The organism is Catellatospora paridis, assembly GCF_009720365.1.
Lineage (GTDB): Bacteria > Actinomycetota > Actinomycetes > Mycobacteriales > Micromonosporaceae > Catellatospora > Catellatospora paridis.
This window is the reverse complement of sequence record NZ_ML769312.1, coordinates 652956-678524: the sequence shown is the minus strand read 5'-3', so window position 1 is coordinate 678524 and position 25569 is coordinate 652956. Positions and strand designations below refer to the sequence as shown.

The following is a 25569-nucleotide window of genomic DNA, read 5'->3' as shown; positions in this document are numbered from 1 at the left end:
GGGCACGCCGTCCGGCCCGGTTTCGCCGTTCGCCGGAGCGAGGGTCTGCACAGTCACCACGTCACCAATCTTTCGCCACCCGGGCGCGCAAGTACGCCACCCGCGCCAAGATCGGCGGCCGGGTGCCGGTGCAAGGCTACACAGCCCACCCAGGCGCCCTCACCCCTTCCACCACCCTCCCCCGCCCTCGCCGGGCGCACGGGATCAGGGCACGCAGTTTTGGGGAAACTGCACGTTGCGACACGGAGAAAAGGCCACTTTCCCCGAAACCGCAGCACGCTCGGCGGCGTGGGGCACGGGGCAGGGCAAAGGCCGGGGCGCGGCCGCAATCGGCCGCGCCCCGCACTCCCAACTCCAACGGCGCCAGCGCTCGACCTTCGGGCCGATCGGCGTCCGGGGCCTGACCCGGTGCCGATCGTTTTCTACTGATCGGTGCTGGCGCCTGCCGTGCCCGGCCGCCGGATCGGCGACGCCCGCCGGGGAGGCGGCAGGCACGGTGGAGGACCTCACGACGGTACCGGCGCGGCCTCGCACGGTCAATTTCACGATGTGGTCACCCACCGTGACGAGCACCGCATTCTGGTACGTCAGCCCAGTTCAGCGGCGAGCAGCGCGGCCGCGGCGTCGGGATGTTCCACCGAGAGAAGTCCTGCCGCGGCCAGAATGTAGGACACGTCGACGACCGTGCGGGCGGCCCGCGGCAGCGCCCAGCCGCCGGCGGTGTCACCCAGTCCCGCGCCGAGCACGGCCTGGGCGACCTGCGGCGGGCTGTGCCGCAGCACGCCGCCGGACCCGATCGCGGTCCGCACCGCACGCAGGTCACGCCCGCCGCGCCGGGGACCCCCGGCGACGACGGCCTCGCCGCGGGCGTGGCGGCGCAACGCGACCGTGACGGCCAACTCGGCCAACCGCTGGTCGACGGCCCGTTCGACGCCGTCGTCGGCGACGTATCCGGGATGCTCGGCGCGCGCCGCCGCGGCGAGTTCCAGAACCTGCGCCTCATCCGGCCCGATGATCTTCTCCAGCGCGGCGGCGGCCACCACACCGGGCGCGGACCAGCGCATGCCGAGGTCGCCCTCGACGGTGCGGGCCGCCCACATCACCCCGGCGACCTCGTCACGCACCCCGGCCAGCTGCTCGGCGTCGGGCGTGAGCACCGAGTACACGTCGGTGGTGGCCCCGCCGACGTCGACGACCAGCAGGTCCTCCCCCGCGCGGGCGGCCAGCAGCTCGACGCCGGACAGCACCGCGTCCGGTGTCGCCGCCCGTACCAGCGACGCGAACCGCGGCCCCCGGGACAGCTTCTTGCCGCCGATGACGTGCTGCAGGAACACCTGCCGGATCGCGGCCCGCGCCGGGCCGGGGTCGAGCACGCCGATGGCGGGCAGCACGTTGCCGACCGCGACGACCGGCACCCCCGCGTCCGCCAGCAGCGCGGCGAGCTGCTCGCGGCAGTCGGCGTTGCCCGCCAGCACCGTCGGCACCCGCCATCGCGCGTTGGCCAGCCGGGTCGCGTTGTGGGTGATGGTCTCGGTGTCGCCGCCGTCGGTGCCGCCGACCAGCAGCACCACGTCGGGGCGGGCGGCGCGCAGCCCGGCGAGCCCGGCCCGGTCGAGGCGTCCCGCGGCGACGTGCACGACCCGCGACCCGGCCGACAGGCCGACGCGGTGCCCGGCCTGCGCCGTCACCAGGCGCTCGTAGCCGACGACGGCCAGCCGCAGCCCGCCGCCGGCCGACGAGCACACCAGCAGCCCGTCCGGGTTCCGGCCGGTCGCCGCGACGGCCGCGTCGAGGCCGTGCAGGACGTCGGTGCCGACGGTGGTGCGGTGCGAACCGGTCGCGACGAGTTCACCGCTGCCGGTGTCGACCAGGGCCGCCTTGGTGAACGTCGACCCGACGTCGACACAGCACAGCAGGCTCACTTGGGCGGGACCACCACGGTGCCGGTCGCGGTGACCGCGGTGACCGGCGGGTCGAGGACCTCGGCGGCCGACTCCGACCGGTCGGGCCGGCCCCGGCACACGACCCGGGCCTCGAAGTCGATGGTGCGGCTGCGGGTGCCCATCCGGGCCACCGTCGCGACGATCTCCAGCACGTCCCCGGCCCGCATCGGGGCCTTGAACTGCACGTCGGAGTACGACGCGAACAGGCCCTCGTCGCCGTCGAGCTGGATGCACACCTCGGTCGCGACGTCGCCGAACGCGGCCAGGGCGTACGCGCCGTCGACGAGGTTGCCCGCGTAGTGCGCGTGGCTGTACGGCACATACTTGCGGTGCGTGACGGTGAAACCGACGCTCATGCTGCGACTGCCTTCTTCCGTTCGGCCTTGTTGGTGATCAGCGCGTGGACCAGGTAGCTGGCGACCTCGCGCGGGGTCGTGCCGCGGCCGAAGATCCGGTCCACGCCCAGTTCGTCGGTCATCAGCTCGTCGAACCGCGGCCCGCCGACGATCAGCAGCGGCCGCTTGTCGGCCGGCAGGGCCTCCCGGAACGCCGCCGACATCTCGCGGGTGTTGTGCAGGTGCGCATCGCGCTGCGTGACGACCTGCGACACGAGGACCGCGTCGGCCTTCTCCGCCTTCGCGGCGGCGACCAGCTCGGGCACGGTGATCTGCGCGCCCAGGTTGACGACCTTCAGCTCGCGGTAGTACTCCAGGCCCTTCTCGCCGGCGATGCCCTTGAGGTTCAGGATCGCGTCGATGCCGACGGTGTGCGCGTCGGTGCCGATGCACGCCCCGACCACCGACAGCTTGCGGCGCAGCTTCTGCTTGACGACCGTGTTGACCTCTTTCGCGGTCAGCAGCGGGAAGTCGCGCTCGACGACCACGACCTTGTCGAGTTCGACCAGGTGCCGGACGCTGCCGTAGATCACGAAGAAGGTGAAGCCGTCGCCCATCTGCTTGGCGTGCACGAGCATCGCCGGTTCCAGGCCCATCTTCGCCGCGAGCTGCAGCGCCGCGCCTTCGGCCTTCTTGTCGTGCGGCAGCGGCAGGGTGAAGCTGACCTGGGTCATGCCGTCGCCGGTGGTGTCGCCGTACGGGCGGATGACCGTCTTCACTGCTGCTCCTTGCCGGGGGTCTCCAGGATCTCGGTGGCCGGGTTGTAGTAGCCGTCGTCGTGCTTGGCGACGCCGTCCAGGCCCTTGCCACGGTGCGCGGGCCGCTTCATGATCCCGAACGTGCCGTCGGCGATCGCGTTGAGCAGCGTGTCGTCCTCGATCTTCTCGAGCAGGTCGATGGCCTCGTCGAGGACCTGGTGGGCGCGGCGCTGGATGAACCCGTCGGGGGCGGGCACGAAGTCCTCGTGCAGGTTGCCGGCCGCGCCGAGCACGTACCGCACGTTCTGCAGCGCGATGTCGCGATCCGACAGCCACGGCGTGACGACGGCCTCGGTCATCATGCCGACGAGCAGGATGCCCTGCCCGGTCAGCGCCCCGACCAGGTTGAAGAACCCGTCGAGCAGGTTGCCCCGGAACACGTCGCCGGTCATGTGCTTGGTCGGCGGCATCCACTTCAGCGGCGCGTCCGGGAACAGCTCCCGCGCCAGCAGCGCGTGCGCCAGTTCGAGGCGGAACGACTCCGGCAGCTCCGGGTTGATCTCGAACGCGTGCCCGAGCCCGAGCTGCCAGTCCGCCAACCCCGCCTCGTGCGCGAAGTACTCGTTGAGCAGCTGCGACACGGTGACGGTGTGCGCGGCCTCGACCGCGTCGGCGGTGGTGAGGTAGTTGTCCTCACCGGTGTTGATGATGATCCCGGCGCGGGCGTGGATCTGGCGGGAGAACCGCTGGTCCACGAACGTGCGGATCGGGTTGATGTCGCGGAACAGGATGCCGTACATCGAGTCGTTGAGCATCATGTCCAGCCGCTGCAGCCCGGCCAGGGTCGCGATCTCGGGCATGCACAGGCCGGAGGCGTAGTTGGTCAGCCGCACGTAGCGGCCCAGCTCCCTGCTGGACTCGTCCAGCGCCGCCCGCATCAGCCGGAAGTTCTCCTGCGTGGCGTACGTGCCCGCGAAACCCTCCCGGGTCGCGCCCTCGGGCACGTAGTCCAGCAGCGACTGCCCCGTGGAGCGGATCACCGCGATGACGTCCGCGCCCGCGCGGGCCGCGGCCTGCGCCTGCGGGATGTCCTCGTAGATGTCGCCCGTCGCCACGATCAGGTAGATCCACGGCCGCTGCTTCGGATCGCCATACCGCTTGATCATCTTGTCGCGGTCGGCGCGGTTGCGGTCGATCAGCTTGATGCCCGCCGCGACCTGCCGCCGGGACGCCTTCTTCGCCGCGGTGACGGCCTTGCCGGTGGGCAGGTCGAACCGCACCGAACCGGCGGCGGCCTTCTGTGCCAGCAGCGTCAGCTCCGCCCCCGTCGGCTCCAGGCCGTGCTCGGCCAGGGCGTGGAACACCGGCAACGCCACACCGTGACCCAGACCGACGTCGTTGCGCACCGCGTCCACGAGACGGTTCACCCACGGGATGCCGTCGGGGTCGGCGCCGGTCACCCCGGACAGCCGCAGCACCGCCCGCTCCACCGAAACGGTGGTATGCGAACGCGCCATGTCCACCACAGGCCGCCCGGCCTTCGCCGCCAACGCCCGCGCCCGGTGCACCAGCGCCGGGTCGAGGCCCAATTTATTGCTGCTCATAGATCGTTTCTCCACGCAGGACGGTACGGACACAGACCGGCAGCTCATCGTGCTGCTCAAGACTGGGAAGGGTGCCGGACAACCCGGCCGGGGCACGCCACACCGCGAACGTCGCCGAAGCGCCCGGCACCAGCACGCCCTCGGCATCCTGGTGCACCGCACGCCAGCCGCCGCGGGTGTGCGCCGCGAACGCCGACTTCGCGCTCATCCGCTGATGGGTGTTGAAATGCTGCATCGCCGCCCGGACACTGCCCCACGGGTCCAGCGGCGTCACCGGGCTGTCCGACCCGAACGCCAGCGCCACCCCCGTGTTGTGCATCTGCCCCATCGGATTCGACGCCAGACTCCGCGCCACCCCGAGGCGCTGGGCATACATCTGATGCTCGCCGCCCCACAGCCGGTCGAACGCCGGCTGCATCGACGCGACGATGCCGTACTCCACGAACGCGGCGATCAGCCGCTTGTCCATGATCTCGGCGTGCTCCACCCGGTGCCGGGCATCGCGAAGCGCATCGGTGCCCAGCACCTCGTCGGCGGCCGCGAACCCGGCCACCACCGTCGAGATCGCCGCGTCGCCGATCGCGTGGAAACCGCCCTGCATCCGGTGCCGGTGGCAGTCCAGCAGGTGATCGCGCACCTGCTCGACGGTCACGTAACCGTGCCCGCAGCCGCGCTCGCCGTCCAGGTAGTCCTCGCCGACATGCGCGGTCCGCGAACCCAGCGCCCCGTCGGCGTACAGGTCCCCGCCCGCGCCGACCGCACCCAGCTCCCGGGCCTTGGCCGCGCCCATCAGCTCGCCCCAGAACCCGTACACCTCCGGCAGCCCCTGCCCCGACAGGCGCAGCAGCTCGGTGAAGTCGTCCTCGCTGGACGTGCCCGGCCCGCCGCACTCGTGCACCGCCGCGATGCCCAGGCTCGCCGCATGGCGCAGCATCCGCATCTGCGCATCCCGCCGCTGCACGATGGTGATCTGCCCGAACGCCGCCGCCCGCACCACGTGGTGCGCGTCGCGGCGCACCCAACCCGAGCCGTCGAAACCCGGCGCGTCGGCGGCCAGGGCCAGCAGATCCGAGGAGACCAGCGCCGAATGGATCGACGCCTGGGACAGGTACACGCTGCGCCCGCCCGCGGCCCGGTCCAGCTCGCCCGCGGTCGGCGGGGTCTGCGCCGCACCCCAGGTGCTCTCGTCGAACCCGTGCCCGAGCACGACGGCCTCCGGACCCAGCCCGGACGCGAACTCGGCCACGGCCTTGAGCAGCTCCGACGCGCTGCGCACCGCCGACAGGTCCAGCCCGGCCAGGGCCAGGCCGGTGTCGGTGGCGTGCACGTGCGCGTCGACGAAAGCCGGCGTGACCAGGGCCCCGCCCAGGTCGACCCGCAGGTCGGCGGTCGGCGCATCGGCGAGCGGCCCCAGCCACACGAGCTGCTGGCCGCGGGTGAGCAGTGCCGTGGCGCCCGGATCAGCGGGGCTGCGGACAACGGCGTTGTGCCAGAGCGTCGTGCGCTCGGCCGGCAAGGCGGAGATCTGCATGAGGTCAGTCTGCCGTGCCGGACGTGGCCCGCGAGGCCTCGTGGTGCAGACGGGACTCGAACATCGCCCGCACCGCCGGCACCTGCCGCAGCAGATCCAGCGCGTACGCCGCATGACCGGGCACGTAACCGTTGCCGACCAGCATCGTCACGTCCGCGGCCAGGCCCTCCGCGCCGAGCGCGGCGGCGGCGAAACTCGTCGCCATCGAGAAGAAGATCACGGTGCCGCCGTCGGCGGTCGACAGGATCGCCCCGTGCTCGCAGCCGGGCACGTCGACACAGACCACGGTCACGTCCGCGGCCCGCCCGCCCAGCGCGGCCTCCACCGCCTCGGCGAGGGCCACCGGGTTGCGGGCGTCAGCCAGCGCGACCACGTCGGCCAGGCCCGCGTCCGCCAGCATCGCGCGCTCGCGCTCGACGGGGACGACCCCGACGGTGCGGCTCGCGCCGGCGGCCCTTGCCGCGGCCAGGGACAGCGAGCCGCTCTTGCCCGCGCCGCCGATCACGGCGACGGTCGGGTTGTCGTACTTCGCGACCACCCGGGCGGTCAGCGCCGGTGCGCCGCACACGTCCATGACGGCCAGGGCCAGCTCCGGGTCCAGGTCGGCGGGCAGCACCGCGGCGATGGAGCGCGCGAACAGGATCGCGTGGCCCTCGCAGGGGACCTGCTCGCTGCCGCCGTCCCAGCGCTTGAGCCCGTCGGTGATCGACAGCGGGGTCAGCGTGAGGGAGACCAGGGTGGCGACCTTGTCGCCGGCCTTGAGGCCGAGTGGGGAGTCCGGGCCGACGGCCTCGACGGCGCCGATCAGCATGCCGCCGGAGCCGGTGACCGGGTTCTGCATCTTGCCGCGGGCGCCGATGATCTCCAGGACCTCGGCGCGGACCGCCGCGCCGTCGCCGGCGTGCTTGGTGGCCAGCTGCCGGAAGCTCGCCGCGTCGAGGTTGAGCCGCTCGACGGCGATACGCACCTCGTCTGCCCCGATTTCCGACGAAATGTCCAAGCGAAGTGCCGCCTGGGGCAATACCCCGCTCGGTTCCAGGACCCGGTGCAGGCCGATCGGTGACGTCATTGTCCGGTTCTCCTAAAAAGTGAAGTGCAACCGCGTGATCAAAACCAATATTGCGGTTAGATTTGATGTGTGCGGGAAATTCTACGGCAGACTAGTTGGTAGGCCGAAGAACTTCCAGTATGGTCAACGGGACCGCAAAGGAGAGGCCACCGATGAACGCTGGGCAACCCTACGAGTACCGCCGCGTAGAGCTGATCGAACCGGACTGGACCCGGTTCCCGGGCTGGCGCGACGTCACCCCTGCGCAGTGGGAGTCGGCGCAGTGGCAGCGCGTCAACTGCATCAAGAACATCAAGCAGCTGCGCGCCGTGCTCGGCGACACCGTCGACGAGGCCTTCTACGCCGACCTCGAGGATGACCAGAAAGCTCTGGCCACGATGTCGATGCTGGTCCCCCCGCAGATGGTCAACACGATGGCGCGAGAAGAGCTGACCACCGAGGCGTTCTACGCCGACCCGGTGCGCCGCTACATGATCCCGGTCGCCTCCGACCGGCTCACCGAGTGGGCCAGCCACCCGCACGCCAGCCGCGACAGCCTCCACGAGCACGACATGTGGGTCGCCGAGGGCCTCACCCACCGCTACCCCACCAAGGTGCTCGCCGAGCTGCTGTCCACCTGCCCGCAGTACTGCGGCCACTGCACCCGCATGGACCTGGTCGGCAACTCCACCCCCGCGGTCGAGAAGCTCAAACTGACCCTCAAGCCCGTCGACCGCTACGACGCGCACATCGCCTACCTCAAGGCCCACCCGGGCGTCCGCGACGTCGTCGTCTCCGGCGGCGACGTGGCCAACGTCCCGTGGAAGAACCTCGAGTCGTATCTGATGCGCCTGCTCGAGATCGACACCATCCGCGACATCCGGCTGGCCACCAAGGCGCTGATGGGCCTGCCCCAGCACTGGCTGCAGCCCGAGGTCGTCGAGGGGCTGGAGCGGGTCGCCCGCACCGCCCGCCGGCGCGGCGTCAACCTGGCGATCCACACGCACGTCAACCACGCCAACTCGATCACCCCGACCGTGGCCCGTGCCGCGAAGACGGCCCTCGAAGTGGGCGTGCGCGACGTACGCAACCAGGGCGTGCTCATGCGCGGCGTCAACGCCACCTCGCCCGACCTGCTCGACCTGTGCTTCGCGCTGCAGGGCGAGGCGAACATCCTGCCGTACTACTTCTACATGTGCGACATGATCCCCAACGCCGAGCACTGGCGCGTCTCCGTCGGCGCCGCCCAGCAGCTCCAGCACGACATCATGGGCTACCTGCCCGGCTACGCCACCCCGCGCATCGTCTGCGACGTGCCGTTCGTCGGCAAGCGCTGGGTCCACATGGTCACCGAGTACGACCGCGAGAACGGCATCTCGTACTGGACCAAGAACTACCGCACCTCCATCGAGGCCGACCAGAACGTCGACGTGCTCTCCCAGCGCTACGCGTACTACGACCCGATCGACACCCTGCCCGAGTCCGGCCAGAAGTGGTGGCGCAAGCAGATGGACGAGCAGCTCGCCGTCCAGGCCTGAGCCCGCCCCGATCCGACCGACGGCCCCGCCTCCGCTGTTCACGCAGCCGGAGGCGGGGCCGTTCTCAGGCGGGGACCGTGCCCGCGACCACCCAGACCGTCAACGCCACCAGGAAGTCCTCCTGCTCGTCGGCGTCGTGGACGGCGTCGAGCCAGCGGTCCACCATCGCCGTGGTGTCGCCGTCCTCCTCCCCCACGATGTGCAGCAGCATGTCCCGGTCGAAATACGGCACCACGTGCTGTGCCTCGGCCGGGTCGGTGAAGCACATCGTCAGCGGGTGGCACTCGAGCTCGTGCACCCCCGCCCGGCGCAGCCGGTTGCGCAGCGTGCGGCCCATCGTCGGGTTGCACATCACGCTGTGGTGCCGCAGCCGCCACATCATCGGCGTGAGCACCTCCACCGGCAGCCCGTCGAAGACCAGCGACTCCCAGTCGGTGTCCACCAGGCAGATCCGCCCCTGCGGCCGGGTCACCCGGATCAGCTCCGCGATCACCGCCTCCGCCTGCGGCAGGTGCTGCAGCGTACGCTCGCACCGCACCGCGTCGAACACGTCGGCCGGATAGTCCAACCTGGTCAGATCCCCGGTGACGAAGCGGACGTCGCCCGCGTCCGGGTGGGTCTGGTGCCACCGCTCGTAGCGGTGCGCGGCCAGCGACAGCATGCTGCGCGAGTTGTCGACGCCGTCGACCCGGCCGTCCGCGCCGACCAGCACCGCCAGCGCGCACGCCTCCTCCCCCAGCCCGCAGCCCCCGTCGAGCACGCGGTGGCCGGGCTTGACGTGCATCGTCTCGGACGCCCTCGCCCGGATGTCGGCGATCGCCCGATAGGCGGCGGCCCGGTCGAGGTACGCCACGAGCCGTGCCTGCATCTGCGGTGGGCTCTGATCGACCCTCGCGTAGTGCGGCATGAGCGGCGCGTCCGTCATACCTCAATTCTGTGAGTCCAGCGGCCTCCACAGGCGGAACCATCAAGATCAACCCTACCCGGCACCGGTGCTGAGCTTGGGTTGAGCTACGGCGCACTACCGCTAAGTCATCCTAGGACGCTAGGAGTAAGACTCAGGGGTCGAAACCACGCGATCCGGTGCTGATCACCGCTAACGTGTCCTCAGGAACACGAGCGGGGAGGATCGGCACCATGCGAGAGATCGTGCTGGTCCGGCACGGGCAGACCGAGTGGAGCGCCAGCGGCCGCCACACCTCCTTCACCGACCTGCCGCTGACGGCGGAGGGTGAACGCCAAGCCGCCCAGCTGGCCGCACGGCTGGCCGGGCGGGCGTTCGCCGCGGTCCTGTGCAGCCCTCTGCAGCGGGCGGTGCGCACCGCGGCGCTGGCCGGGCTGGAGATCACCGCCACCGACGACGACCTGCTGGAATGGAACTACGGCGCCTACGAGGGCCGCACCACGGTCGAGATCCGGCAGGAACGTCCCGAGTGGAGCCTGTGGCAGCACGGCTGCCCGGGCGGGGAGACCGCCGCCCAGGTCGGCACCCGCTGTGACCGCGTCCTGGAACGGGCCCGGACCATGCTGGCCAGCGGCGACGTCGCGCTCGTCGGGCACGGCCATCTGCTGCGGGTGCTCACCGCCCGCTGGCTGGGCCTGCCCCCGTCCGACGGCGGGCTGTTCCGCCTGGAGACGGCCACCCTCAGCGTGCTCGGCTTCGAGCGTGAGACACCCGTCCTGTTGCGCTGGAACAGCTGAGTCACCGCTCCCCCGGGCAGGCGACCGTCCGGGCGGGACCGGACGGCCTGCCTGATCCCGACCGGAGGTTGCGGCGCTCACCCCGCGGCGTAGTCGGTCGTCAGCGAGATCTCGCGCCAGGTGTCGAGCTCGAAGCGTGCCGACCTGAGTTTGGCCTCGATGTCGGCGACCGCGGCCGCACCCAGCGCCAGCCGGGCGGGCATCGCCTCGGTGTCCACCACGGCGAGGATCGCGGTAGCGGCCTTGACCGGGTCGCCGTCCTGGGCGTGGTTGGTGCCGTCGGCCCACGAGCGCATCGCGCCGGCGCTGTCGCCGTATCCCTCGATCTCCTTCGCCGTACGGTGCAGCGAGCTGGGGTCGAGGAAGTCGGTGCGGAACGGGCCGGGCTCGACGGCGATCGCCTGGACGCCGAACGGGCCGACCTCGAACCGCAGCGACTCGGTGATCGCCTCCACGGCGAACTTCGTCGCGCAGTAGACGCCCCAGCCGGGCCAGGACACGAACCCGCCGACCGAGCTCATGTTGACGATGCGGCCGGAGCCCTGGGCGCGCATCACGGGCAGCACCGCGCGGGTGACCGCGAGCAGCCCGAACACGTTGGTGTCGAAGACCGCGCGGACCTCGGCGTCGGCGGCCTCCTCGACGGCGCCGAGCAGGCCTCGCCCCGCGTTGTTGACCAGCACGTCGATGCCGCCGAACCGGGCCGTCGCCGCCTCGACAGCGTCGCGGGCCTGCTGCTCGTCGGTCACGTCGAGCGCGACGGCGAGCAGCTGCTCGGCGAAGCCGGGCAGGGCCTTCTCGACGGCCTGGGGGTCGCGGGCGGTCGCCACGACGTCGTCGCCGCGTTCGAGCGCCTGCCTGGCGATCTCCAGGCCGAAGCCGCGGGACGCTCCGGTGATGAACCATGTGGTCACGGAATTGCCTTTCGCCGTGGGCCGGGCGGCCCGGTGGTCGCCTTCGACTGTCCCCGGACGCATCGACGCGGGCCAGGCACCCGTTCGCCCTGGGCATGGCGTTCCTGGGTCCGGCAGTACCAGGCACGGTCGGCGGCCCGCGCCGATAATGGCGGGTATGCACGACCAGGAGCCCGCCGACCTCACGCTGGGCGACTTCCTGCGCGCCTGCCGGGCGCGGGTGCGTCCCGAGGACGTTGGCCTGCCCGGCGGCGGCAGGCCGCGGCGGGTGCCGGGGCTGCGTCGTGAGGAGCTGGCGCTGCTGGCCCATGTGAGCGTCGACTACCTGGTCCGGCTGGAACAGGGGCGGGCCACCCGGGTGTCCGCGGAGGTGCTGCAGGCCCTGTCCGAAGGGCTGCGGCTGCGCCCGGACGAGCACGAGTACCTGATGCGCGTGGCGCGCCCGCCGCGCCCGTCGGCCGCGGCTCGTCCCGCGGCGCAGCGGGTGCGGCCGCAGACCCGGCAGCTGCTCGACAGCCTGCACGAGTTCCCGGCGCTGCTGCTCGGACGGCGCATGGACGTGCTGGCCTGGAACCCGCTCGGGGCGGCGCTGCTCACTGACTTCGGCACGCTGCCCGCGGGCCGGCGCAACCTCGTCCGGTTGGCCTTCACCGATCCGGCCTGCCGAGCCCTGTACGCCGACTGGGCCACGGCCGCCCGGGAGTGTGTGGCCTACCTGCGGATGGACGCCGCGCGCTGGCCGGACGACCCGTCGCTGACCGAGCTGGTCGAGGAGCTGTCCGCCAAGGACGACGACTTCCGGCGCTGGTGGCGCGACCACCGGGTGCGGGCGCGCGCGTTCGGGCACAAGCGCTTCCAGCATCCCGTGGCCGGGCCGATGGAGCTGGACTTCCAGGCGCTGGGGGTCGGCGACGACCCGGATCAGACCCTGTTCGTGTACACCGCCGCGGCGGACTCGCCGTCGGCGGAGGCGCTGCGGTTCCTTGCCGCCTGGTCGGCGGGCCCACACCGGCCGGCACGGACCCGGCTGCGGGGCGAGGACCCGCCCACCTGACCGCACACGAAGGACGTCGCGCCCGTGTCACCGGAGGTGGCAGGAGGGCTCGACCACCGACCCGGCATCTCGACGCCGCGGCTGCTAGCCTGCCCCGGGTGAGGTCCGCCCGGTGACGAAGCATCCGTTGTGCGAGCCCGCCGTGGTGGCGGCGGTCGAGCGGGCCGCGAGCGCACACCGGGGACGCCCGTGGACCGCGACGGGGTTCACCGACCTCGACGATCGCGCCTCGCATCCGGCGGGCATCCTGCGCGGCGCGCCCTTCTCGGTCTTCGTGAAGCTCGACCGCGCCGCGAGCGGTCCGGAGCAGTTCACCGCCGAGCTGCGCGGCCACCGGCTGCTGCGGGAGCGGTCCGGAGTCGCCACGCCCGAGCCGGTCGGCGCAGGCCTGGTGACCGGGGCGTTCGGGTCGGTGCTGATGCTGGAGGCGCTGCCGGAGGTGCCCGCGCAGGCGCGCACGGCGGCGCAGTGGCGGTCGATCGGCCGGGCGCTGGCCATGGCGCACCAGGCGCACGGCGCGCGGCACGGGCTGGCGGAGTTCGACGGCTTCTTCGGCCCGCTCCCCCAGGACAACCGGCCCGTCGGCACGACCTGGGCGCAGTTCTACGCCGAGCGGCGGCTGCTGCCGCGGCTGCGCGATGCCGTCGACTCCGGTCACCTGCCCGCCGAGGTCGCGACCGCGGTGTCCCGGCTCGCGGCCAGGCTGCCGGAGCTGTGCGGTCCGGAGCCCGCGCCGTCGCTGCTGCACGGCGACGCGCAGCAGAACAACTTCCTCACCACGGCCGACGAGGCGGTGCTGCTCGACACGGCGCCGTGCTACGGGCACCCGGAGGCAGACCTCGCCCTGCTGGACTACTTCGCGCCCGTGCCGGGCGAGGTCTTCGACGGATACCGGGAGGTCGCACCGATCGACCCGGGCTTGGGGCAGCGGCGGGAGCTGTGGCGGCTGCACGGCTACCTGGCGGTCCTCGCGGTCGACGGCTCGTCGGCGTTCGGCCGACCGTTCGTGCGGCGGCTCGCCGAGGCGGTGGCCCGCTACCGCTGAGCGCTCAGACTGCGGCCCGCCGCCGGTGGTCGCTCACTGCCGCAGCGCGTCGTCGGGGTCGGCGCCGACGGCGGAGAGCACGCCGCTGAAGAAGCGGCGGATGCACACGGCCAGCACGATCTGGAGCACGTCGGTGTCGGACAGCCCGAACTCGCGCAGCTGAGCCGCGTCCTTGTCGGTGACGGTGGTCGGATCGGCGGCGACCTTGTCGGCGAAGTCCATGATCGCGACGTCGACCGGGTCGAGGCCGGCGCTGTGGTGGTCGGCGATGATGGCGCGCAGCCGCGGCTCGTCGTAGAAGCGCTCGCGCAGGACCTTGGCGTGGGCGAGGGTGCAGTAGTCCGAACCCAGCCGCCGGGCGGCGGCGACGGTGACCAGCTCGTACCGGCGCAGGTCCATGCCGTCGCGGACGCTGCCGGCCAGCTGCTGCCAGCCCGCGTACGCGTCGGGTCGGAGCGCGAACACCCGCAGATAGTTGGGGATGTAGTCGGTCTGGTCCGCGTACAGGGGCGACTCGGCGGGGGTGTCGAGGTAGGTCATGGCCGCGAGGTTAGACGAGGGTGCGCTCCGGTGTGGGCCGGTGTCCCCCATCCGTCAGGCCCGTCCGGCCGGGACGACGTCCGGGCCGGTCAGGCTCCCGCGGGCAGGGCCGCTGCCGGCGCCTGGAGCAGGCCGAGGCTGTTCTGCCAGAGCGTGCCGAGCTGGGCCGGGTCGTCGAGCAGCTTCGCCAGCAGCACCCGCCCCTCGATCTGGGCGACGATGGAACGTGCCGCGTCGCGGGTGTCGACGGCCGGGCCGGCCTGCCCGGCGTCCTTCGCCTCGACGATCACTTTCTCGATCATGTCGATCTGCGCCTCGAAGATCTCCTGCAGCCGGTCGCGGATCTCCGGGACCTGGTTGCTGAGCTCGGCGGCGAGGTTGCCGAACAGACAGCCGACGACCAGTCCCGCCTCCTGGCGGCCCGCGCGCTGGAACTCCTCGGTCGCCTCGAACAGGTCGCGCAGCCGCTCCAGGGGGGCGCGACCGCTGCCGAGCAGTTCGCTCCACTGCTGCTGCTGAGCGGCCCAGTGCTCGTCGATGACGGTGAGCGCGAGCGCCTGCTTCGAGGCGAAGAAGTGGTAGAAGCTGCCCTTCGGCACGCCGGCGGCCGCGCAGATCTCCGCGACGCCCAGCGCCGAGTAGCCCCGCTGTTCGATCAGCGTCCGGGCCGCTTCCAGGATCTTGTTCCGCGCGTCACTTGTCCTGCCCATGGCATTGACGATACACGACCAGTCATCTACCTTTTAGTAGACCGGTCGTCTAGTTCGCCTCCGGCCACCGCGAAGAGCAAAGGAAAAGAACCATGAGCTTCGAAAACGTGCAGAAGGTCGCCGTGATCACCGGCGCGTCCCAGGGCATCGGCGCGGGCCTGGTCGAGGGATACCGCAAGCTCGGCTACGGCGTCGTCGCCACCTCACGTTCGATCACCGCCTCCGGCGATCCGGACATCGTGACCGTGCAGGGCGACATCGCCCACGCGGACACCGCCGAGCGCGTGACCCGGGCCGCGCTGGACCGCTTCGGACGCATCGACACCCTGGTCAACAACGCCGGCATCTTCATCGCCAAGCCGTTCACCGACTACACCGACGACGACCTCGCGCTGGTCACCGGGATCAACCTCGCCGGGTTCTTCCACCTGACCCAGCGGGTGCTGCCGCACATGCTCACCGTCGGCGGCGGTCACATCGTCAGCATCACCACGAGCCTGGTCGACCAGGCCGACAAGAACGTGCCGTCCGTGCTCGCCTCGCTGACCAAGGGCGGCCTCAACTCGGCGACCAAGTCCCTGGCCATCGAATACGCGACGCGCGGCGTGCGGGTCAACGCCGTCGCCCCGGGCATCATCAAGACCCCGATGCACGCGGTCGAGTCCCACGCGACCTACGCCGGGCTGCACCCCGTCGGCCGGATGGGCGAGACCGACGACATCGTCGGCGCGGTCCTGTTCCTCGAGTCGGCGCCCTTCGTCACCGGCGAGATCCTGCACGTCGACGGCGGCCAGAACGCCGGCCACTGACCCGCCCGACCACCGGAGAGGACCGACCATGCCCATCGTCAACATCCAGATCACCCGCGAGGGCAGCACCCCGGGCACGACGGCCGCGACCGCCGAGCAGAAGGCGGCACTCATCGCCGGCGTCAGCCGGCTGCTGCTGGACGTGCTGGACAAGCCGCTGGACTCTACGTTCGTCGTCATCGACGAGGTCGAGCTCGAGAACTGGGGCCGGGGCGGCCTGCCCGTCCCGCAGTACCGCGAGCAGCAGCGCGCGAGCGGCTCCCGCTAGGGCGCCTGCCGGCCAGACGCAGGGGCGTGCGGTTTCCGGTGCCATACCGGGAACTGCACGCCCCTGTCGCGGCTCGCCGTGGTGTGACCCCTGACCGAATCCCCCTCCCCCGGCCCCGCGACGGAGCCGTCGGACGCGCCGTCACCGCCGCGCTGGCCTGCGTCACCGTGCTGGTGGTGGTGGTGGTGCTGTGGGTGTCCGCGGGCGGGATGGCCGCGCTGGGCGCCGACGGCACCGGCCTGGTGACCGCGGCCCGCCTGACCGGCCTGGTGGCCTCCGATCTGCTGCTGCTGCAGGTGCTCGCGATGGCGCGGGTGCCCTGGGTGGAGCGCGCCTGGGGCCAGGACCGGCTGGCCCGGATCCACCGGCTGCTCGGCTTCACCTCGTGCTGGCTGATGGCGGCGCACGTGGTGCTGGTCGTCGCCGGATACGCCGTGTCGACCGGCACCGGCGTGCTCGCCCAGCTGGCCGACCTGGTGGTGCGCTACCCGGGCATGCTGCTGGCCGTGGCCGGGACCGCGCTGCTGGTGCTCGTCGTGGCGCTGTCGGTGCGGGCGGCCCGGCGCCGGGTCCGCTACGAGAACTGGCACCTGCTGCACCTGTACGCGTACCTCGGGGTGGGCCTGGCCCTACCGCACCAGCTGTGGAACGGGGCGCACTTCGTCACCTCCCCCGCCGCCACGGTCTACTGGTGGACGCTGTGGGGCTGCGCCGCCGCCGCACTGCTCGCGTTCCGGGTCGGGCGGCCGCTGTGGCTGTCGCGCCGCCACCGGCTCACCGTCGGCGAGGTGCGCCACGAGGCGTCCGACGTGTACTCCGTGTACCTGCCGGGCCGGCGGCTGGACCGGCTGGCGGCCCGGCCCGGCCAGTTCCTGACCTGGCGGCTGCGCACCGGCCGCGGCTGGAGCCGGGCGCACCCGTTCTCGCTGTCCGAGGCCCCGCGCGCGGACCGGCTGCGGTTCACCTTCCGGTCCGCGGGCGACGACGGCGGGCGCCTGGCCGGGGCGACGCCGGGCACCGCGGTGCTGATCGAGGGCCCGTTCGGCACCCTCACCGAGGGCCGCCGCCGCGGCGAGCGGGTGCTGCTGATGGCCGCGGGCATCGGCATCACGCCGATGCGCGCGCTGCTGGAGGGCATGCGGTACGCCGACCGCGAGCTGACCCTGATCTACCGCGCCCGCAGCGCCGACGAGCTGGTGCTGCGCGACGAGATCGACGCCATCGCGGCCGAGCGCGGCGCGCAGGTGATCTACCTGCCCGGTCCCCCGCCGACCGGGCGCGCCTCGTGGCTGACCGCCGAGCTGGCCGAGCGCTACGCCGACCACGAGGCGCTGACCCACCTCGTCCCGGAGCTGGCCGGGCGGGACGTGTTCCTGTGCGGTCCCCCGCCCTGGATGGCGGCGGCCCGGGCCGCACTGCGCGCGGCCGGCGTGCCCGCGCGACAGGTGCACGACGAGCGGTTCGGGTGGTGACCGATGCGTAAGATCACGTTCTTCCTGCTGGCCACGATCGCGGGCCTGGTCGGGCTGTTCAGCTACCGCACCAGCCTCGGCGAGGCCGTGCCGCAGGCCGGGGCCGGCGCGGCGACGTCCTCGCCCGCGCCGCCGCCTGGCGCGATCGTCGACGGGCTGGTCGTCGACGGTGACGCGGTGCTCACGGAGTACGGCACTGTACAGGTCCGGGTGACGTTCGCGGGCGGGCGCATCGCCGACGTCGCGGTCCTGCGGAAGCACACGGTGCACGAGCATTCGCTGGTGCTGAACGAACTCGCCCTGCCGCGGCTGCGGGAGCAGGTGCTCGACGCGCAGTCGGCCGAGGTCGACACCGTCTCCGGCGCCACCGCGACCAGCCGGGCCTACCTGGGCTCGCTGCAGTCCGCGATCGACCGGGCGCACCTGCGGTGAGCACGCTCGCGCCGCCCCGGCGGGCCTGGGTCGAGCAGGTCATGGGCATGCCGGTGAGCCTGCACCTGCGCGGGCCCGGCCTGGACTCGGCACCCGTCCAGCGGTCCGTCGACGCCGTGTTCGTGCTGCTGCGCGAGGCCGACGCGGTGTTCAGCACCTACCGGGCGGACAGTGCGGTGAGCCGGATCAACCGGGGCGAGCTGACGGTCGCGGCCGCGCACCCCTGGGTGGCCGAGGTCGCGCAGCTGTGCGACGAGGCCCGCGAGCGCACCGGCGGATGGTTCGACGCGCGGCTGCCCGGCCCCGGCGGCGACCGGTCGTGGGACCCGTCCGGGCTGGTCAAGGGCTGGGCGGTGGAGCGGGCGGCGGGTCTGCTGTCCGGTGCGGACTGCTGCCTCAACGCCGGTGGCGACGTCGTGGTGTCGACCGCGGCCGGGCACCCGCCGTGGCGCGTCGGCTTGGAGGATCCGCTGCGGCCGTCGCGGCTGGCCGACGTGGTGACCCTGGCGTCGGGCGCGGTGGCCACCTCCGGCACCGCGCGGCGCGGCGCGCACATCGTCGACCCGTACCGCGGGTCGCCCACGGACGAGGTGGCGGGGGTGACCGTCATCGGGCCGTCGCTGCTGTGGGCCGACGTGTACGCGACCGCAGCCGCCGCCCGGGGCGTCACCGGCCTGGACCTGCTGCGCGGGACGGGCTACCGGGGGCTGTTGATCGGCCGGGACGGACACACCCGGGCGACCCGCAGTTGGTTCTGCTCATGAGCTCCGGCACCAGATGTTCACGAGCCGGAATCTGGGCTCGGCGGCCAGATACCGGGTAGGCGGGGCTGCTGCTGATGAACGCGCTACGAGTCCGCCGGGCTCGGTTGTCCGGATGCCAGCCGGTCGGTCGCTGCCTGGGCGTGCAGCCGGCCCGGGCGAGTCCCTCCTTCAGGATGGTCGCCGAGCGTGCCGCCGAGGTAGAAGGGCAGTTCCGTCAGAGCACGCCCCATGGACCGACGGATCGCGTTCACCAGGGCCAGCTGCGCCGCAGCCGCCGGACGCGACGCTTCGTTCAGAACGTCTTCGTCGACGGGATCCGTGACGGGATCCCGGCTGGACACCGCATCGAGGAAGACGCCGACGGCGTCCCCGAACGCATCGATCGCCCGCGCCACGCTCAGCGGTGCGACCAGGCTTGCCGTGGTGAGCGCGGCGCTCCAGGCTCCCCAGTCGAAATTGATCGGCACGCGGGCCGAGTGCCCCTGCCGCAGTGCCATCATGAACCGGGCATATTGCGAGAACAGTTCCTCGTATGCGCGCAATTGTTTGTCGCGTAGCCAATGACGCTCCTGGGCCCGGCGAGTGACCACCCCGCCGACCAGAACACCGAGCGTCGCCGACAGCGCGCCCCCGAGCGTCGTAATGATCACTGCCAACGTGTTCACGCCCCAAGTCTGGCAGTGTTACATCGAAGGAGCCAGATCCCCTGCCGCGGGCCCATGGACCACCTGGGATCGCGAAACGCTAACAGCGTGCTAACACCACTTAGGACAGAATCCCACTGGGTGACCGCGTCCCGCGGTCGGGAGCGAAACGGTGGTGACATGGCCGACCCGGCGACGGGCACGACGACGGACCTGCATCTCGGCATGCTCGCCTGGGCCTCCGCCTCGGCGGCGCGGCGACTGCTGTACCCGTTCTTCGCGGGGGTGGCCGGCATCGGCGGCGCCGTGGTCTTCGCGGCGATCGGCTGGACGGTCGTCGGGATGGTGAAGCCCTCCGATCAGGACGTCATCCTGCGGTACTGGCTGTGGCACATGGCCGCGGCGGCGTTGCTGCCGGTCGGCCTGGGCATGCTGTCGGTGCAGCTGTTCCATCAGGTCGGCGGTGGCACGGGCGCCGAGCGGGCCTGGCTGGTGGTGGCGCAGGTCTGCGCCGCCGTCGCGCCGCTGCCCGGCCTGCTGCTGATGGTCGCCCGGCCGCTGCTGTTCCAGGGCTACGACGTGCACGAGCGCTGGGGCCTGCCCGTGCTGCTGGCCGGCGCGCTGGCGTTCGCCGGCGCGGTGGCGGCCGCCGTCCGCCACGTACGCCGGGTGCCGGCACGGCAGCGGCCCACGGTCGCCCGGCTCGCCGTCGGCGTCACCGCCACCGTGACGGGGCTGGCCGCCATCGGGCTCACCGCGCTGTTCCTGCCCGCGCCGCTGCCGTGCTGCCCCTGGTAGGCGGCTCAGTCGGCCAGGTGGATGCGGGGTGCGCGCTGCTCGAACGGGGTGGACAGCACCACGGTCGTGCGTGTGGTGACGTTGGCCGAGGTGCGGATCTCCTGCAGCAGGCGCTCCAGGTCGACCGGTGACGCGACGCGTACCAGCAGGATGTAGAAGTCCTCCCCGGCCACCGAGAAGCACGACTCGATCTCGGACAGGTGCGCCAGGCGCTCCGGGGCGTCGTCGGGCTGCGCCGGGTCGAACGGGCGGATCGCCACGAACGCCGTCAGCGGCAGGCCGATCGCGTTGTAGTCGACCCGCGCGCCGTACCCGGTGATGACGCCGCGCTGCTCCAGCCGGCGAACCCGCTGGTGGACGGCGGACACGGACAGCCCGACCTTCTCGGCCAGGTCCGTGTACGACATGCGCCCGTCAGCGGTCAGGGCCGAAACGATGGCCTGGTCGGTCTCTTCCACGGCGCTCAAGCTACACCGACCCACCGTTCGGGCGCACCAGCACTTTCAGCGCCTTTCGATCGTTCATCGCGGCATATCCGCCGGGCACCCCGTCGAGATCGACGCAGGAGTCGAAGACCGGTGACGGGTCCAGCGTCCCGGCCAGCACGTCGGCCAGCAGCTCCGGAATGTACGCCCGGGCGGGCGCGACGCCGCCGCGCAGCGCCACGTTGCGGCCGAACATGTCGCCGATGTCGACGCCGGCCGAGCCGCCGTGCGGGACACCGACGAAGCCGACCGCCCCGCCGTCGCGAGCCACCCCGATCGCGGTACGCATCGACTGCTCGGTGCCGACGGCCTCGATGACCGCATGCGCGCCCTGGCCGCCGGTCAGTTCGCGCACCACGGCGACGGCCTCGTCACCGCGCTCGGGCACCACGTCGGTCGCGCCGAACCGCCTGGCCAGCGCGGTACGGGCGTCGTGGCGGCCCAGCGCGATGATGCGCTCGGCGCCCAGCCGGTGCGCGGCGAGCACGCCGCACAGGCCGACCGCGCCGTCGCCGACCACAGCGACCGTGCCGCCCTTGCGCACCCCGGCGGCGAGCGCCGCGTGATGCCCGGTCGACATCACATCGGACAGCGCGAGGATCTTGACGAGTTCCGCGTCGTCGAGCCCGGACGGCAGCTTGACCAGGGTGCCGTCGGCGTACGGGACCCGCACGGCCTGGCCCTGGCCGCCGTCGGAGCCAGGCTGGCCCCAGAAGCCGCCGACCGGGCAGGAGGTGTGCAGGCCCTCACGGCAGAACTCGCAGCTGCCGTCGGACCATACGAACGGGGCCACCACCGTGTCACCGGGCCTGACGCCGGTGACGTCCGCGCCCGCGGACTCGACGACGCCCAGGAACTCGTGGCCGATGCGCTGTCCCGGCTCCCGCTTCGCGACACCCTGGTAAGCCCACAGGTCGCTGCCGCAGATACAGGCGTGCGTCACCCGGACCACGGCGTCGGTCGGGTGCAGCAGGACCGGATCGGGCACGTCCTCGATCCGCACGTCGTGCGGGCCGTAGATCACCGTTGCGCGCATGTGATCATCGTAGTCGCGGCGATCCGCCCCGGTCGCCGGGATGCCCTGCGGCGCGCCTCACGGCCGGTCAGCTCAGCGCGTGCAGCCCAGTCCACGACCGCGCCGCCGGAGCAGCCGCGGCCCAGTCCTGCAGCACCTGGCGGGTCTGCTCCTCGGTCCCGCCGAACAGCATGGTCTGCTCTCCGCCGCGCACGTCGCGCTCGACGTCGACCCTGCCCTCACTGCAGCATTTGCACATCAGGTCACGACCGGTCAGCACCTCGACGCCGACGCCGTGCGCGAACCCGGCGTCGATCAGTTCCTCGGTGTCCGCCGCCGTCGCCGCGGTGACCTGGGCCGCCAGGGTCGGCGCGATTGACGGCGTGAACAGCATCAGCTCGTCGAAGACCGGGAAGCGCCGATCGCCGATGTAGCGCTCCCCGTTGGGCGCGCCGTCGTGCAGCACCACCTCGCCGAAGCGGCGGCTAGGGTCGAACGGCACGCTGGTCACCCGGGCGCGGGTCGGGCACAGCCGCTGCGCCCACACCACCTCGTCGCCCGAGTCGGTGCGGATGCGCAGGCAGGTCGTACCGAAGCCGTCGGTGATCTCTCCGGTACCGTCGGCCACCGGGATGCCGTAGCCGCGCCAGGCGTCGCGGGCGGTGTCCCACTCGCGCAGCACGGTCGCGGCGATGCCGAGGTTCCAGAACGCCGGGTCCTGCTGCCCGCGCGGGGCCCGCGCCGCCGCCTGCAGACCCAGCTCGTACGCCTTCGGCCAGTTCCGCAGGAACTTGTGCGCCAGCGCCGCGTCGAACCACCACACCGCCGCCCGGGGACCGTCCGGATCGGCCAGCACGGCCTGTTCCAGCAGCTGACCGGCCCGCGACCAGTCCTCGGCGTTCCAGGCCAGGTAGGCCTCGGTAACCAGCGGCGGATCGCCGTCGCGCATGCGGTCTCCTCCAGGGGCGTGGGCGGATCGGCGCAGGCTACCTCATGGTCAGTCCCACCAGAACAGCCAGTGGTCCTGGGGCGCCTGCGCCCTGGCGACATCGTCGACGCCGCCGAACTTCTGGCTCGACGGTTCCCCGGAACCAGCCGTCCTCGCCATCGAGCTGCCGTGGCCCGCACTGCCAGACATAGTCGAGATGGCCGGCGAGGATCTCCGCCATCCGCACCGCCGGGTCCACCGCGTCGGCCTCGGACAGCCGTGCCGCCGCCTGCTCCTGCGACGTCCAGGTGCGGGAGTCCTCGGCCGCCTCCGCCGCGGACCAGCCCGCCACCGGCCACAGCCCGGTGCGCGCGAACGCGGCACGGGCCGCCCGCCACCCCGCGTCGAGATCTACGGCAGTGCCGCTGAACAGCGTCAGCCCACCCGCGGTCTCCGCCTGCTGGATGTCGGACAGGCCGAGTTCCTCAAGATTCACCCGGGCATTGTGGCTGCTCTGCCACGTCGCGCCAACCTGTTTCGGTGCGCAGCCGGGTCGGTCAGACCGCGAGCAGTACCCGGCCGAAGGGGTGGCCCTCGGCGAGCAGGTGCTGCGCCGCGGCCGCCTGCGCGAGCCGGAACACCTGCGCCACCGCCGGGTGCAGGTCGCCGGCGGCGAGCCGGGCGAGCAGCGTGGTGTTCGCGGCGTTCACCTGCTCGGGCGTGAACAGCGCGAACCGGAACCCGTGGATGTGGGCGTTCTTCCAGATCAGGTCGGTGACGTCGATGTCGGCGTGGGTGCCGGCGGCGTACCCGATGCTGATCAACGTGCCGTCGACGGCCAGGCAGCCGAGCGCCTCCCCGGTGAGCTGCCCGCCGACCCCGTCGAGCACGACGTCGACGCCCTTGCCGCCGGTGAGCCGGGCGACACCGTCGCGTAGCGACTCCTGGGAGAGGTCGATCACCTCGTACCCGGCGGCGCGGCCCTGTTCGGCCTTGTCGGTGCCGGTGGCGGTGGTGATCGCGTGGGCCGCGCCGAGGACTCGGGCGACCTCGACGCCGCCCTGCCCGACCGCGCCGCCGACGCCGGGCGCGAGCACGGCCTGCCCGGGCCGGAACCTGGCCAGCTCGGTCAACGCGAGGTAGGCGGTGAGATAACCGGCCCCGGTGGTCAGCGCGGCGGCGGCCTCGTCGCCGACGGCGTCGGGCACGGCGACCAGGTTCACCGGGTCGACGGCGACGTACTCGGCCCAGCAACCGTCGGCGCTGACGCCGTAGCGGCCGCCGCTCACGACGACGCGTGCGCCCCGGGGGAGGCCGGACGCGCCGGGTTCCTCGACGACCCCGGTCCCGGTGCCGCCGGGGCGGATCGGCAGCGGCTTGTGCAGGGCCGGGGCCAGGTGGCCGGCGCGCACCGTCTCATCCAGCGGGCTGACCCCGGCCATCGTCATCCGGACCAGTGCCTGTCCGTCCGCGACGGGCGGCAGGGGCGCCTCGACGAGGTCGAGCACGTCGTAGCCGCCGAAGTGGTCGTACTCGATCGCGCGCACGGCATGGCTCCTCACCGGCGGTGTCCGCCCCGGTCTACTGCCCAGCCGCTCCATTGTCCCAGCGTGGGGCCGGTCCGAAGGCCGGATCGGGCGAGGCTCAGTGGCGCTCGCGGAGCAGGCAGAACTCGTTGCCCTCGGGGTCGGCGTACACAGTCAGGTCCTCCTGCTCGCGGACCAGCGTCGCACCGGCGGCGACGATCGCGGCCCGCTCGTCGTCATCGGCCACGATGTCGAGGTGGATGCGGCCGACCGGCAGCAGGTCGACCGCCTGCGCGAGCCACACGTCCGGCTCGGTGCCCGACGGGTCGTGCAGCAGCACCGACTCCCGCTCGGCCAGGCTGCGGTCGGCGAGCTTGGCGGCGTCCTCCTCATGCACGGGCAGGCCGGTGACCAGGCTCCAGAAGGGCGCCATCAGGTACGGGTCGCGGCAGTGGATCACGACGGAGGAGATGTACGGCATGGCGGCCACCCTAGCCGGGTAGGCGGTTCCCACCGACCGGATAACCGAGCGGTCTTGACATCGCAGCCTCGCGGCCGCTTACCGTGTGTAGCCGCCACCGGTCCGGTACCGGTACCGCGAGACGGCGTGGTTTCTCGGAGGTCTACATGCGCGTGACGATCGCCGACGTCGCCCGGCTGGCCGGGGTGAGCAAGGCGACGGTGTCGCGGGTGCTCAACGGCCGGCCCGACGTCGACCGGGCCACCCAGGCCCGCATCGAGGAGATCATGGCGGAGACCGGGTACGTGCCCAGTTCCCGCGCCGTCGACCTGGCCCGCGGGCGCACCCGCACGCTCGGCGTGCTCGCCCCGACGCTGCGCACGCCGTGGATGCCGGAACTGCTGCAGGGTGTCGCCGACGTGGTGGAGCCGTCCGGCTACGGCCTGCTGCTGCACTCGGCCGCGGGTGGAGCGCCGGCGCTGGAGCGCTTCGCGGCGAACGTACGCGGCCACGCCGTCGACGGCGTGCTCGCGATCGATCCCGTCGTGGCCCTGGACCACCTGCGTGACCTCCACCGGCAGGGCCTGCCCGTGGTCGTGGTGAACACCGGCGGCTCCCGCGCGCCGCTGCCGTCGGTCGGCGCGGACTACACCGACGGCGGGCGCCGAGCGGCGGAACTGCTGCTGGCCGCGGGCCGCCTGCGCCTCGCCATGATCACAGGACCCGTCGAGGAGCACTCCGGAGCCGCCTGCGCCGACGGCTTCACCGACCGACTGACCGGCACCGGCGCGGTGCTGCGGGCCAGTCACGTGACCGAGGCCGACGGGACCGAGCAGGGCGGCTACGACGCGGTGCAGCGGCTACTGCGGGCGCGGCTGTTCTTCGACGGCCTGTTCGCGCACGGTGACCCGATGGCGGCGGGGGCGTTGCGGGCCCTGCAGGAGGCCGGGCGGCAGGTGCCGAGCGAGGTCGCCGTGGTCGGCTTCGGCGACGTCCCGCCCGCCGCGTACACCCTGCCCCCGCTGACCACGGTCCGGGTGCCGTGGGCGGAGATGGGCGCGGCCGCCGCGCGGGCGCTCATCGATCGCCTGCGCGGCGAGCCCGTCGCCGACGACCCCGTGGAGTTCGAGACGTCCCTGGTCAGCAGGGGTAGCACGCCTGCGGTGGGGCGCATCCCCGGGCAGCGCAGCCGGCGGACGGCGCGCTCCGCGGAGCTGCCGGCCTTCTGATCTCCGGCACCGGTCACG

At 72.6% G+C, this 25569-nt stretch carries 28 protein-coding genes; 11 read left to right on the top strand and 17 right to left on the bottom strand.

Features of this window, described 5'->3' with window-relative positions; genetic code table 11:
• Positions 1–587: 587 nt before the first annotated feature.
• The 6 genes from F9C41_RS02935 to kdd are packed head-to-tail and all read right to left on the bottom strand — an operon-like array spanning position 588 to position 7240.
• Positions 588–1922, bottom strand: a complete 1335-nt coding sequence (locus tag F9C41_RS02935; protein ID WP_155384987.1) for a glutamate mutase L — start codon at positions 1920–1922, stop codon at positions 588–590.
• Positions 1919–2299, bottom strand: a complete 381-nt coding sequence (gene kal / locus F9C41_RS02930) for a 3-aminobutyryl-CoA ammonia lyase (protein WP_155368655.1) — start codon at positions 2297–2299, stop codon at positions 1919–1921. The genes F9C41_RS02935 and kal overlap by 4 nt, the downstream gene beginning before the upstream one ends.
• Positions 2296–3057 carry a lysine 5,6-aminomutase subunit beta gene (gene kamE, locus F9C41_RS02925; RefSeq protein ID WP_155384986.1) on the bottom strand — a complete coding sequence of 254 codons (762 nt, stop codon included), beginning with the start codon at positions 3055–3057 and terminating at the stop codon, positions 2296–2298. Before kamE ends, kal begins: the two co-directional genes overlap by 4 nt.
• On the bottom strand, positions 3054–4640 hold the full coding sequence (gene kamD / locus F9C41_RS02920) for a lysine 5,6-aminomutase subunit alpha (RefSeq protein ID WP_155384985.1): 1587 nt from the start codon (positions 4638–4640) through the stop codon (positions 3054–3056). Before kamD ends, kamE begins: the two co-directional genes overlap by 4 nt.
• On the bottom strand, positions 4627–6171 hold the full coding sequence (locus F9C41_RS02915; RefSeq protein WP_155384984.1) for an amidohydrolase: 1545 nt from the start codon (positions 6169–6171) through the stop codon (positions 4627–4629). Before F9C41_RS02915 ends, kamD begins: the two co-directional genes overlap by 14 nt.
• Before the next feature lie 4 nt (positions 6172–6175).
• The gene (gene kdd, locus F9C41_RS02910; RefSeq protein ID WP_155384983.1) at positions 6176–7240 is read right to left on the bottom strand and encodes an L-erythro-3,5-diaminohexanoate dehydrogenase; all 1065 of its coding nucleotides are present in this window, start codon (positions 7238–7240) and stop codon (positions 6176–6178) included.
• 152 nt (positions 7241–7392) lie between these two features.
• Here kdd and F9C41_RS02905 point away from each other — a divergent pair, with 152 nt between their 5' ends.
• A complete protein-coding gene (locus F9C41_RS02905) occupies positions 7393–8757 on the top strand; it encodes a KamA family radical SAM protein (protein WP_155384982.1) in 1365 nt (454 codons plus the stop codon).
• 64 nt (positions 8758–8821) lie between these two features.
• Here F9C41_RS02905 and F9C41_RS02900 read toward each other — a convergent pair whose 3' ends face one another.
• Positions 8822–9682, bottom strand: a complete 861-nt coding sequence (locus tag F9C41_RS02900) for a methyltransferase domain-containing protein (protein WP_155384981.1) — start codon at positions 9680–9682, stop codon at positions 8822–8824.
• 212 nt (positions 9683–9894) lie between these two features.
• On the opposite strand from F9C41_RS02900, the gene F9C41_RS02895 reads away from it, so the two are divergent.
• Complete coding sequence (locus tag F9C41_RS02895) at positions 9895–10458, top strand: histidine phosphatase family protein (RefSeq protein WP_155384980.1); 564 nt, start codon at positions 9895–9897, stop codon at positions 10456–10458.
• Between the two features lie 77 nt (positions 10459–10535).
• On the opposite strand, the gene F9C41_RS02890 is transcribed toward F9C41_RS02895, so the two are convergent.
• Positions 10536–11372, bottom strand: a complete 837-nt coding sequence (locus tag F9C41_RS02890; protein ID WP_155384979.1) for an oxidoreductase — start codon at positions 11370–11372, stop codon at positions 10536–10538.
• Between the two features lie 157 nt (positions 11373–11529).
• On the opposite strand from F9C41_RS02890, the gene F9C41_RS02885 reads away from it, so the two are divergent.
• Both F9C41_RS02885 and F9C41_RS02880 read left to right on the top strand, forming a co-directional pair.
• A complete protein-coding gene (locus F9C41_RS02885; protein WP_155384978.1) occupies positions 11530–12426 on the top strand; it encodes a helix-turn-helix domain-containing protein in 897 nt (298 codons plus the stop codon).
• A 112-nt stretch (positions 12427–12538) separates the two neighbouring features.
• The gene (locus tag F9C41_RS02880) at positions 12539–13471 is read left to right on the top strand and encodes a fructosamine kinase family protein (RefSeq protein WP_155384977.1); all 933 of its coding nucleotides are present in this window, start codon (positions 12539–12541) and stop codon (positions 13469–13471) included.
• A 33-nt stretch (positions 13472–13504) separates the two neighbouring features.
• On the opposite strand, the gene F9C41_RS02875 is transcribed toward F9C41_RS02880, so the two are convergent.
• Together F9C41_RS02875 and F9C41_RS02870 are read right to left on the bottom strand one after the other, a co-directional pair.
• Complete coding sequence (locus tag F9C41_RS02875) at positions 13505–14011, bottom strand: carboxymuconolactone decarboxylase family protein (RefSeq protein WP_155384976.1); 507 nt, start codon at positions 14009–14011, stop codon at positions 13505–13507.
• Between the two features lie 89 nt (positions 14012–14100).
• Positions 14101–14721: a TetR/AcrR family transcriptional regulator gene (locus tag F9C41_RS02870; protein ID WP_155384975.1), complete on the bottom strand. Its 621-nt coding sequence runs from the start codon at positions 14719–14721 to the stop codon at positions 14101–14103.
• Between the two features lie 92 nt (positions 14722–14813).
• Here F9C41_RS02870 and F9C41_RS02865 point away from each other — a divergent pair, with 92 nt between their 5' ends.
• The 5 genes from F9C41_RS02865 (at position 14814) to F9C41_RS02845 (ending at position 18466) form a co-directional block, all read left to right on the top strand.
• Positions 14814–15530 carry an SDR family NAD(P)-dependent oxidoreductase gene (locus tag F9C41_RS02865; protein ID WP_155384974.1) on the top strand — a complete coding sequence of 239 codons (717 nt, stop codon included), beginning with the start codon at positions 14814–14816 and terminating at the stop codon, positions 15528–15530.
• A 28-nt stretch (positions 15531–15558) separates the two neighbouring features.
• On the top strand, positions 15559–15798 hold the full coding sequence (locus tag F9C41_RS02860; protein WP_155384973.1) for a tautomerase family protein: 240 nt from the start codon (positions 15559–15561) through the stop codon (positions 15796–15798).
• 83 nt (positions 15799–15881) lie between these two features.
• Complete coding sequence (locus F9C41_RS02855) at positions 15882–17270, top strand: ferredoxin reductase family protein (protein ID WP_155384972.1); 1389 nt, start codon at positions 15882–15884, stop codon at positions 17268–17270.
• Positions 17271–17273: 3 nt separating this feature from the next.
• Positions 17274–17702: an FMN-binding protein gene (locus F9C41_RS02850; protein ID WP_155384971.1), complete on the top strand. Its 429-nt coding sequence runs from the start codon at positions 17274–17276 to the stop codon at positions 17700–17702.
• The gene (locus F9C41_RS02845; RefSeq protein ID WP_230689249.1) at positions 17699–18466 is read left to right on the top strand and encodes an FAD:protein FMN transferase; all 768 of its coding nucleotides are present in this window, start codon (positions 17699–17701) and stop codon (positions 18464–18466) included. The genes F9C41_RS02850 and F9C41_RS02845 overlap by 4 nt, the downstream gene beginning before the upstream one ends.
• Positions 18467–18549: 83 nt before the next feature.
• Here F9C41_RS02845 and F9C41_RS02840 read toward each other — a convergent pair whose 3' ends face one another.
• A complete protein-coding gene (locus F9C41_RS02840; RefSeq protein WP_196279598.1) occupies positions 18550–19131 on the bottom strand; it encodes a hypothetical protein in 582 nt (193 codons plus the stop codon).
• Between the two features lie 159 nt (positions 19132–19290).
• Between F9C41_RS02840 and F9C41_RS02835 the strand changes: the two genes are divergently transcribed.
• Positions 19291–19908, top strand: a complete 618-nt coding sequence (locus F9C41_RS02835; RefSeq protein WP_155384970.1) for a hypothetical protein — start codon at positions 19291–19293, stop codon at positions 19906–19908.
• Positions 19909–19913: 5 nt separating this feature from the next.
• Here the strand turns inward: F9C41_RS02835 and F9C41_RS02830 are convergent, their stop codons facing one another.
• The 6 genes from F9C41_RS02830 to F9C41_RS02805 all read right to left on the bottom strand — a co-directional run bounded on the left by F9C41_RS02830 (position 19914) and on the right by F9C41_RS02805 (position 24343).
• Positions 19914–20366, bottom strand: a complete 453-nt coding sequence (locus tag F9C41_RS02830; protein WP_155368639.1) for an Lrp/AsnC family transcriptional regulator — start codon at positions 20364–20366, stop codon at positions 19914–19916.
• A 10-nt stretch (positions 20367–20376) separates the two neighbouring features.
• Positions 20377–21429, bottom strand: a complete 1053-nt coding sequence (locus tag F9C41_RS02825) for a zinc-dependent alcohol dehydrogenase family protein (protein ID WP_155384969.1) — start codon at positions 21427–21429, stop codon at positions 20377–20379.
• Between the two features lie 67 nt (positions 21430–21496).
• A complete protein-coding gene (locus tag F9C41_RS02820) occupies positions 21497–22357 on the bottom strand; it encodes a tetratricopeptide repeat protein (RefSeq protein WP_155384968.1) in 861 nt (286 codons plus the stop codon).
• A 37-nt stretch (positions 22358–22394) separates the two neighbouring features.
• A complete protein-coding gene (locus tag F9C41_RS02815) occupies positions 22395–22832 on the bottom strand; it encodes a hypothetical protein (protein ID WP_155384967.1) in 438 nt (145 codons plus the stop codon).
• A gap of 61 nt (positions 22833–22893) precedes the next feature.
• Entirely contained in the window at positions 22894–23883 is a 990-nt protein-coding gene (locus F9C41_RS02810) for a quinone oxidoreductase family protein (protein WP_155384966.1), read from the bottom strand.
• Positions 23884–23980: 97 nt separating this feature from the next.
• The gene (locus tag F9C41_RS02805) at positions 23981–24343 is read right to left on the bottom strand and encodes a VOC family protein (protein WP_155384965.1); all 363 of its coding nucleotides are present in this window, start codon (positions 24341–24343) and stop codon (positions 23981–23983) included.
• 146 nt (positions 24344–24489) lie between these two features.
• Between F9C41_RS02805 and F9C41_RS02800 the strand changes: the two genes are divergently transcribed.
• A complete protein-coding gene (locus tag F9C41_RS02800; protein WP_155384964.1) occupies positions 24490–25551 on the top strand; it encodes a LacI family DNA-binding transcriptional regulator in 1062 nt (353 codons plus the stop codon).
• The last annotated feature ends 18 nt before the right edge of the window (positions 25552–25569 follow it).